At 70.7% G+C, this 9,076-nt stretch carries 7 protein-coding genes and 1 pseudogene; 4 read left to right on the forward strand and 4 right to left on the reverse strand.

The features are described 5' to 3' along the window. Positions 1-341 precede the first annotated feature (341 nt). Genes JHN63_RS16525 through JHN63_RS16535 form a run of 3 tightly spaced genes read right to left on the reverse strand, consistent with a single transcriptional unit; the run spans position 342 to position 3,783 of the window. A complete protein-coding gene (locus JHN63_RS16525) occupies positions 342-1,349 on the reverse strand; it encodes a VOC family protein (protein WP_200681823.1) in 1,008 nt (335 codons plus the stop codon). Then, a complete protein-coding gene (locus tag JHN63_RS16530) occupies positions 1,346-2,209 on the reverse strand; it encodes an alpha/beta fold hydrolase (protein ID WP_200681824.1) in 864 nt (287 codons plus the stop codon). The genes JHN63_RS16525 and JHN63_RS16530 overlap by 4 nt, the downstream gene beginning before the upstream one ends. An 8-nt stretch (positions 2,210-2,217) precedes the next feature. Beyond that, positions 2,218-3,783, reverse strand: a complete 1,566-nt coding sequence (locus JHN63_RS16535) for a bifunctional 3-(3-hydroxy-phenyl)propionate/3-hydroxycinnamic acid hydroxylase (protein WP_200681836.1) — start codon at positions 3,781-3,783, stop codon at positions 2,218-2,220. A 161-nt stretch (positions 3,784-3,944) separates the two neighbouring features. On the opposite strand from JHN63_RS16535, the gene JHN63_RS16540 reads away from it, so the two are divergent. The 3 genes and pseudogenes from JHN63_RS16540 (at position 3,945) to JHN63_RS16550 (ending at position 6,815) form a co-directional block, all read left to right on the forward strand. After that, positions 3,945-4,577, forward strand: coding sequence for a TetR/AcrR family transcriptional regulator (locus tag JHN63_RS16540; protein WP_200681825.1), 633 nt, complete (start codon positions 3,945-3,947; stop codon positions 4,575-4,577). A gap of 305 nt (positions 4,578-4,882) precedes the next feature. Then, a pseudogene (locus JHN63_RS16545) lies at positions 4,883-5,772 on the forward strand (4-hydroxy-2-oxovalerate aldolase). Then, entirely contained in the window at positions 5,769-6,815 is a 1,047-nt protein-coding gene (locus JHN63_RS16550; RefSeq protein WP_200681827.1) for an amidohydrolase family protein, read from the forward strand. Before JHN63_RS16545 ends, JHN63_RS16550 begins: the two are co-directional and overlap by 4 nt. A 68-nt stretch (positions 6,816-6,883) precedes the next feature. Here JHN63_RS16550 and JHN63_RS16555 read toward each other — a convergent pair whose 3' ends face one another. Continuing rightward, on the reverse strand, positions 6,884-8,071 hold the full coding sequence (locus JHN63_RS16555; protein ID WP_200681828.1) for a magnesium and cobalt transport protein CorA: 1,188 nt from the start codon (positions 8,069-8,071) through the stop codon (positions 6,884-6,886). A gap of 150 nt (positions 8,072-8,221) precedes the next feature. Between JHN63_RS16555 and JHN63_RS16560 the strand changes: the two genes are divergently transcribed. After that, positions 8,222-9,076: winged helix DNA-binding domain-containing protein (locus tag JHN63_RS16560; RefSeq protein ID WP_200681829.1), on the forward strand; the 855-nt coding region annotated here is incomplete at its 3' end.

Genomic DNA, 9,076 nt, shown 5'->3' on the forward strand with positions numbered 1-9,076 from the left:
GGCTGGTCGGAGGGGTGGGCATCGGTGGCTCTCCTCCACCTCATGGATGCTGTGACGTTCGGGCGCGGTGATGCGCTGGTGGGAAGGCCCTGCGATCCGGACGAAGACGTCGAGGATCTTCGCGTCGACCCGACGAGTACGCGAGCCTTGTCCCTGAGGACACCGCGCGGGATCGGCCGTGCCGCTTCGTCGGGGGAGACGCGAGCAGGCCTGGCATCGAGGACGACGAACGCGGCTCGGTCGCCGTCGGCCTGCTGCCCGCACCTCCTGGGGCCGCGACTCCGTGAAGCCACGCACCGCGAACCTCGCCGCGCCGTAGACAGTCTGCTCCGGTCCGGCGGTCAGTCGTCGGGAATACCGGCGCCGCTGAGGGCGGGGACCGTGACCTCCGGGCGTGCCAGGGAACGGGCGCCGAGCCGGAACTGGTCGAGCTTGTCGACGATGGTCTGGCCGACAGGGGTGTGGCCCCAGATGCTGATGCCTTGGTGCGTGGTGGGTTCCCACGTCGTCTCGTCGATGACGATCGGGTTCCAGCCGACCTCCCACTCGAAGCCCGAGGGGGTGCGGGCGTAGTAGGAGAGTTCCTTGTCGTTGGTGTGCCGGCCGACGGACAGGGCCATGTCGAAGCCGAGTTCGTGCACCCGCTGGTAGCTGCGGGCCACGTCGTCGAGGGTGGCGGCCTGGATGTTGAGGTGCTGGACGCGGGTGCGGACCGGGTCGATCGGCAGGCCGCGGACGGCGGCGACGGCGATGGAGTGGTGGCGTTCGTTGACCCGCAGGAAGCGGATCCTGAGTTTGACGCCGCTGATGGTCTCGTCGATGCAGTCGGTCAGCCGGGCGTCGAAGACGGTGTTGAAGTAGCCCCGCAGCTGCGCCGGCTTGGTGGACGTGATCGCGATGTGGCCCAGGCCCGAGTCGCCGGTGACGAACCCGGACGCGAGCATCCGCAGCGGCTCGGCGGACTTCACCGGGGTGGTGTAGATCTCCTGTGTGATGCCCTTCGGACCGGGGAAACGCAGCAGGCGCTCGACGCCGCGCAACTCCGCCTCCTCCGTGGTGCCTTCGACGGCGGGGACGCCCTGGGCGCGTACACGGGCCTCGATCTGCTCGAAGGTCGTGTGGTCGTCGAGGTGCCAGCCGGTGGCGACGACGTCCTCGGCGGGCCCACGCCCGAGCAGGAAACGGCACTCCCGGTCGTCGAGCCGGAACCGCATCAGGCCGGAGTCGAGGTCGTCACGGTGCATGCCGATGGCCTCGGTGCCGAAACGACGCCAGTCGGCGAAGCGGTTGGTCTCGATGACGACGTAGCCCAGGTGGACTGCGCCGAAGACCGAGGCGGTGGCGTTCACCGGCGGCCTGCCAGGAAGTCGGCGCACAGCCGGTTGAACAGCTCGGCTCGTTCGAACTGGACCCAGTGCCCGGTGTTGGCGACCTCGTACAGATCGCAGTTGGGCATCCGCTCGGCCAGCATGCGTCCGCCCGCGGGCCGGTTGACCTTGTCCGCCGCGCCCCACAGCACCAGGGTCGGCACGGGCAGCCGGGACAGCCGGGCGTCGCGGGTGAAGTCCATCTTCCACAAGGCGCGCAGCGACTTCGGGCGCCTCAGTGGCGGAGCCGCGACGACCTCCGGGTCGATGCTGTCGCGATAGCGCGCGTCGACGACGCTGTCCGGCACGTCGGCGGCGTTGAAGACCAGGTAGGTGCGGATGAACTTCTCCAGCTTCAGCCGCGAAGGGCCGTCTCCGGAGTAGTAGTCGAGCAGGCTGTTGAGGCCCGGGGTGGGCAGGGCGCGGGTGGTGCCGACGCCGCCGGGGCCCATCAGGAGCATGCGGTCGACGCGGTCGGGGGTGTCCAGGGCGAGACGCAGGGCGCAGGCACCGCCGTAGGAATTGCCGACCAAGTGCGCCTTTTCCAGGCCGAGTTGGTCGAGCAGCGCGCGGATCGCGTCGGCGAGGTACCCGAAGGGGTCGGCACCGTCGATGCCCTTGGTGCTGCGGCCGTAGCCGGGCAGGTCGGGGACGATGACCCGGTACTCCTTGGCCAACTCAGTGATGTTTCGGTGGTAGTTGGAGACTCCGGAGGCGCCGGGTCCGCCGCCGTGCAGCAGCAGGACGGGCGGGCCGTCCCCGGTCTCCGCGACGAAGATCTTCTTGCCGGCGACGTCCAGCAGGGACTCCCGCATCGACGGCAGTTCGGTGTGCGTGGTCATGGCAGTCCTCACAGGGCGATCGGGACGGACGCGTGCGACGCCGGGGCGAAACCGGTTGGAGGCGGCGGTAGTTGGGCGTCGGTGGGTGCGGCCGCGTAGACGTAGGCGTCCGGGCGCAGTGCGAGGGTGGCCGCGCGGTGCCCGGCCATCCAGGGCAGCAGGACGCCTTCGCTGTCGACGACCGTGCCCTCGGCCGGCTCGGAGCCGGCGGGCGTGACGGTGAGCGAGGGAACACCGAGGTGGTCCCACGCGGGCTGGGACACGGGGTGCCCGCCGTGCAGGAGCAGCCAGCGGCCGCCGAGTACGTCGTCCAGCCGTACGCGTTCGCTGTCGGGGCCGGTCACCCAGGGCTGTGGGACCTGTTGGCCGGACGCCTTGGTGCGGGGTCGGACCTGGAAGCCGGCGGAGTAGTGGGCGACGGGTATCCAGTGGGAGTCCTGGAGCCAGTTGCCGAAGCCCGGTATGCGGTTGAGGCCGCGCGGCGCGGTGTTCCGGACGCGGGTCACCGGGAGGCGCCGTTCGGTGATGATCCGCCCGACGAACACCGCCCGCCTGGTGATCTCCTTGACGTGCGGCTTGCGTTCGGCCTCGTAGCTGTCCAGCACCGCCTCGGGCAGTTCGCCGCGCAGCACGGCGGCCAGCTTCCAGCACAGGTTGGCCGCGTCCCGCACACCGGCGGCCATGCCCTGGCCGATCCACGGCGGCATCGCGTGGGCGGCGTCGCCGGCAAGGAAGACCCTGCCCATGCGGAAGCGGGCGGCGAAGCGCACGTGGTGGCTGTAGACGGTGGCCCGAAGGATCTTGATCTGGTCCCGGCTGATCCCGTACCGCGACACCATCGCGTGGATCGCGTCGTCCGTGGTCAGGTACTGCTCGTCGTCGCCGGGCAGGATCGGGAACTCCCAGCGGTGGTGCCCGAGCGGGGTCGGGCAGTCGACGGCGGGCCGGGCCGGGTCGCAGCGGAAGCGCAGCCGGTCGTGGTCCGGCCACGGCTTCAGCATCTCGGTGTCGATGACGACCCAGCGGTCCTCGTACGTCCTGCCCTCGTAGCCGATGTTGAGCTGGGCACGGGTGAGGCTGGAACCGCCGTCGGCGGCGATGACGTAGGACGCGCGCAGCCGTCGTACGCAGTCGTCGGCGGTGGAGAGGGCCGTCAACTCCACGCCGTCCGGCCCCTGTTGGATCCGTAGGCACTCGTGCCGCAGCAGGATCTCCACGTTCGGGTAGCGGGCGACCCCGTCGCGCAGGACCCGCTCCAGCGCCGGCTGGTAGATGAACATCTGCGGCGGATGCCCGTGTCCGCGCGGGGTGGGGTGCGCGCTGAGGAACGGTCGGCCGCGCGCGTCGACGAAATCGAGGGGCCGCTCGGCCAGCATGTCCTGCTTCAGCCGGTCGGCCAGACCGGTGCGCTGCCAGATCCGCAGGACCTCCTCGTCCGTGGAGATCGCGCGGGCACGGGTGTAGATCTCGGCATCGCGTTCGAGGACGACGACCCGCAGGCCCAGCGCTCCCAGCAGGTTCGCGGCGGTGACGCCGGTGGGGCCGTAGCCGATCACCGCCACGTCGTAGGTCATGTCTCCGGCTCTGGACTCGCTCACCAGGCACCTCGCTGTCGTCCCTGTCGCGGTGTGTTGCGATCGCGTTGCTGTAGCGTTTACTCCAGTTGGAGCGATCGCTACGGTAAGGTGGGTGTGGAACGGGGTCAAGTGCCGGCACGACAGGAAGGGCACATCCGATGAGCAGGCCGCAGACGACGCGCAAGAAGCGGGCGAACGGGGTGGAGTCACGGCAGCGCATCCTCGACGCCACCGTGGAGATCGCGGGCGAGCGCGGTTACGAGGGCACGTCCATCGCGGCGGTCAGCGCGAAGTGCGGGCTGCCGGCCAGCTCGATCTACTGGCACTTCAAGGACAAGGACGACCTGATCGCCGCCGTCATCGAGCGCAGTTTCGAGACCTGGCTGGCAGCCGTCGAGCTGCCCGGCGAAGAGACGGGTACGCCGTTGGAGCGGATCACCGTCATGGCGGCGAACGTGGCCAAGTCACTGGTCGACGCGCCGGACTTCCTGCGCCTCGGCCTGATGCTCGCTCTGGAGCGGCGGCCCACCGAGCCCCGGGGCCGGACGGTGTTCCTCCAGGTCCGTGACATCGCCACCCAGAAGATCACCGAGGTGGCCGGGACCGTGTTCCCGGATCTGGACGAGGACGCCCTGCGCACGCTCGCCACCTACGCCGTCGCCGGCGCCGACGGCCTGTTCGTGCACCGGGAGATCCACGGCGACGCGGTCGACCTGGTGGCGATGTTCGAGCTGCACGCACAGCTGGTCTGGGACGCGGCCGCCCGCATGGCATCGAGGAGCAAGGGATGACCGCGACCGCACCACAGCGTGAGAAAGCCCGTCGGCCACCGCGTGAGGCCGGGCACCACATGGCGCCGATCGACCCGCTGTCGGACCTGTTGCCCGGCCTGGAGCCGGCCGACGCCTGTGCCGCGGACGGGCAAGTCCACCGGCACCAGGGCGACGGTGATGCTCGAAGTCACCGGCGTCGCCGACCACGGGCCCGCCTACGCCGGAAACCTCGACATCACGACCTCTGCGGCCGTCGCCACCGCCGACCGCATCACCCGGCACGCGCAGACGCCCGCAGGAACCGCCCGACGAGCCGCCTCCACATCAGCGACATCCCCCTGCGGGGGGCATGCACGCCATCCGCCACCAGTACACAGTCGACCAGGCGGTCACCACAGCCGCCGCCCTGGACGCGGCCGGCGTGGACTCCATCGAGGTCGCGCACGGCGACGGTCTGGCCGGCTCCTCCCGCGTGGACGGCTTCGGCGCCCACACCGCCCTGGAGCGGATCGGGGCCGTGGCCGACGCCGTCACCCGCGCGCAGGTCGCCACGCTCCTCCTGCGCGGCATCGCCAGCGTCCACGACCTGTGTGACGCCCACCGCGCAGGAGCCTCCGTCGTCCGCGTGGCCACGCACCGCACCGAGGCCGACATCTCCGCCCAGCACATCGCGGCCGCACGGGAGTTGGGCATGGACACCGTCGGCTTCCTGAGGATGAGCCAACTGACCGACCCGGCGCACCTCGCCCGTCGGGCGAAGCTGATGGAGAGTCATGCCGCCACCTGCGTCCACGTCGTCGACCCCGACGGCGTCCTGACCATGCACGGGGTCGCCGAACCCGTCGACGCCGGCCTCGCGGGCGTGGGTGCCGGTACCGGCAACGCCCCGCTGGAAGTGTTCGTCGCCGCCGCAGACAAGCTCGGACACGCCCACGGCTGCGACCTGTTCGCCGTGCAGGACGCGGCCGACGAGCTCGTACGACCGCTGAGGGGCCGCCCCGTTCAGGTCGACCGCGAAACCCTCAGCCTCGCCGGCGTGTACTCCAGCTTCCTGCGCCACGCCCAGTCCGCCTCTGCCCGCTACCGCACCGACGCGCGTGCCTCGCTCGTCGAGGCCGGACGGCGGGGCATGGCCGGCGGCCAGGAAGACATGCTCACCGACGTGACGCTCGACCCGCTCACGGTCCAGAAGGCCCAGGGGGACGCCTCGTGACCGGCGCATCGGGCCGGGTCGACGTCCACCAGCACATCGTTCCCTCCTTCTACCGGGACCTCCTCACCCAGGCGGGCATCGCCGAGGCCGGCGGCCGTGAGCTGCCCGAGTGGAGCGCCGAGTCGGCCCTGGAGGTGATGGACCTGCTGGGCACCGACACGGCGATCGTGTCCGTCTCCACCCCGGGCACCGGCTTCCTCACCGATCCGGGCGAGGCCGCCGACCTGGCCCGGCGGCTCAACGATTTCTCCGCGTCCCTCGCCGCCGAACACGCGGGCCGTTTCGGGTACTTCGCCACGCTGCCCATGCCCGATGCCGCCGCCTCCGCCGTCGAGGCCGAGCGGGCCCTGGACGAGCTGGGGGCCGACGGGGTCACCCTGCTCGCCAACAACCAGGGCGCCTACGTCGGCGCGGGTGGCCAGGACGAACTGTGGCAGACCCTGAACGACCGGGGCGCTGTCGTGTTCGTCCACCCCGCCGACCTCCCGGCACCCGCTGTCGACGGGATCCCGCCGTTCGCCGCAGACTTCCTCCTCGACACCACCCGGGCCGCATACCTCCTGGTCCGCAACGGCGTCGTACGCACATACCCGAACATCCGGTTCATCCTCAGCCACGCCGGCGGCTTCGTGCCCTACGCCTCCCACCGCATGGCCGTCGCCATCGTCGGCGACACCGGACGCAGCCCCCTGGACGTGCTGGACGACTTCCGCGGCCTCTACTACGACACCGCGCTGTCCTCCAGCTCCGCCGCCCTGCCCACGCTGCTCGCCTTTGCCCGCCCCGGACACATCCTCTTCGGCAGCGACTGGCCGTTCGCCCCCGCCGTCGCGAGCCAGTACTTCGCCAACGGCCTCGACAGCGGTGTCGCCCCCGGTGTCCTCCAGGCCGTCAACCGCACCAACGCCGGAGTCCTCTTCCCCCGCCTGGCAGGCACTCCCACGCAGTCTCCGGCCCGCCCAGCCCCGATGCGCCTGCGCCAAGCCGCCCAACGGGCCGCCGCCCGCCTCGTCTTCAAGCTCGTCCAACCCGGCACCGATTGAGCCACGTACCCAGGACAACGACTCCAAGTCCGCGCCCAGGGACTCACATGAAGGGCGATTGACGGATGCTAGAGCCAGTCCCGCCGCTTGAAAATCACGTACAAACTCGCGCATACCAGCCCCATCAAGCCGATCGCGAAGGGGTATCCGAAGCGCCACCCAAGCTCAGGCATGTTCTCGAAGTTCATGCCATAAATGGTCCCCACGAGCGTCGGAGCAAAGAGAATCGCGGCCCAGCTGGAGATCTTCTTGATCTCCTCGTTCTGCTCGAACCCCGCCTCCGCCAACGCCCGCATCTCCGCGTTCTGTTGCTGCGTGACCAGCGTCGCGTTCACCGTGAGGATGTCCGTGAGGGCCTGGCGGAAGCCGTCGACCTGTTCGCTGGTGTGGGTGACGTGGTCGGCGACGTCGCGGAGGTAGCGCTGGAGTTCCTCGTCCGTGCCGTACTTCGCGAAGCCCGCCATCAGGCTGTGCAGCATGCCGACCAGGGGGCGGGTGGCGCGCTGGAACTCGACCATTTCGCGGGAGAGTTCGTAGATACGGCGGGAGACCTGCGGTTCGCTGCGGAAGACCTCCGTCTCGATCTCGTCGATGTCGATCTGGACGCCGGTGACCACCGGCGCGTAGCCGTCGACGACCGCGTCGAGGATCGCGTACAGCACCGCCTCGGGGCCGAGCTTCAGCAACTCCGGTGATTCCTCCATGCGTTGGCGGACCGCGGAGAGGTCGGGGGCCGCGCCGTGCCGGACCGTGATCACGAAGTCCGGGCCGACGAAGACATGCAGCTCGCCGAAGTCGACCTCCTCCGTCGTGTCCAAGTACCGCGCGGCGCTGAGGACCACGAACAGCGTCTCACCGTAGCGCTCCAGTTTCGGGCGCTGGTGGGCCTCCATCGCGTCCTCGACCGCCAGTGGGTGGAGGTCGAACTCGGCGGCCAGGGAGAGGAGTTCGCTCTCGGTGGGGCGGGCGAGGCCGATCCACGCCATGCCGGACGGCTGTTCGCGCAGTTCGCGGAAGGTGTCGGCGAGGGTGTCCGGTGCCGAGACGCGCACGCCGTCCCGGTACAGGGCGGCCTGGACGACACTGCCCGGGTCGGAGGGTTCCGCGGGGGACACGTCGGCGGTGGACACCGGGAGCTTCGGCTCGGGTGCGGGAGGCGGTGCGGGTGTGCGGCGCCAGCCGGACAACCTGCCGTTCCCGGTGCTTCTGCCGGTTCGGCCGTTCTTCGAGGTGGGGCGGGCGCGTCGCTGGGGCATCGCGGTGCCTCTCGATCGAGCCTACGGGTACGTGATCACAGGGCATGAGCAGGATATACGGGGCAAAGAGGCTGGGCGTGTGAACCAGGTCCCGGATTCGGTGAGAGTTGCGGACGGAAGCTGTCCGCGACAGCGACTAGCTTGCGGAGCATGACGACCAAGGCGGCTGCCTCTCACCCTCCCGTACTCGACACCCGCGCCCTCAACCGCGCCACCCTCGACCGGCAACTCCTCCTGCGCCGCTCCCCGCTCTCCGCCCACGCCGCCGTCGAGCATCTCCTCGGCCTCCAGGCCCAGAACGTCAAGCCGCCGTACTACGCGCTCGCCGCCCGCCTTGCCGGCTTCACGCCCGGGGAACTGTCCGGGCTGATGGCCGAGCGCGAGGTCGTCCGGATCGTCACCATGCGGTCCACCATCCACACCCACACCGCGGCCGACTGCCTCACGCTGCGCCCGTTGGTGCAGGCCGCCCGCGATCGTGAGCTCGGCAACTTCCGCACCGGGCTCCTCGGAGTGGACCTGGACCGGCTCGCCGTCATCGCCCGCGCACTCGTCGAGGCCGAGCCGCGCACCATGAAGGAGCTGCGCGAGGCCCTGCTCGTCGAGTGGCCCGACGCCGACCCGCAGGCCCTCGCGATCGCCGCCCGCTGCAAGCTCCCGCTCGTCCAGGTCACCCCGCGCGGGCTGTGGGAGCGGAGCGGCCAGGTCGCGCTCACCACCGCCGAGCACTGGCTGGGCCGGCCCGCCGAGCCCGCGCCCGCCCCGGACGAGACCGTCCTGCGCTACCTCGCCGCCTTCGGGCCCGCCTCCGTCAAGGACATGCAGACCTGGGCGGGCCTGACCCGCCTGCGCGAGACCTTCGAGCGACTGCGTCCGCGGCTCGTCACCTTCCACGACCCGAACGGCGTCGAGCTCTTCGACCTCCCGGACGCTCCCCGCCCCGCCGCCGACACCCCGGCCCCGCCGCGCTTCCTCCCCGAGTTCGACAATCTGCTCCTCTCCCAC

The organism is Streptomyces sp. MBT65 (assembly GCF_016612545.1).
Classification (GTDB): Bacteria; Actinomycetota; Actinomycetes; order Streptomycetales; family Streptomycetaceae; genus Streptomyces.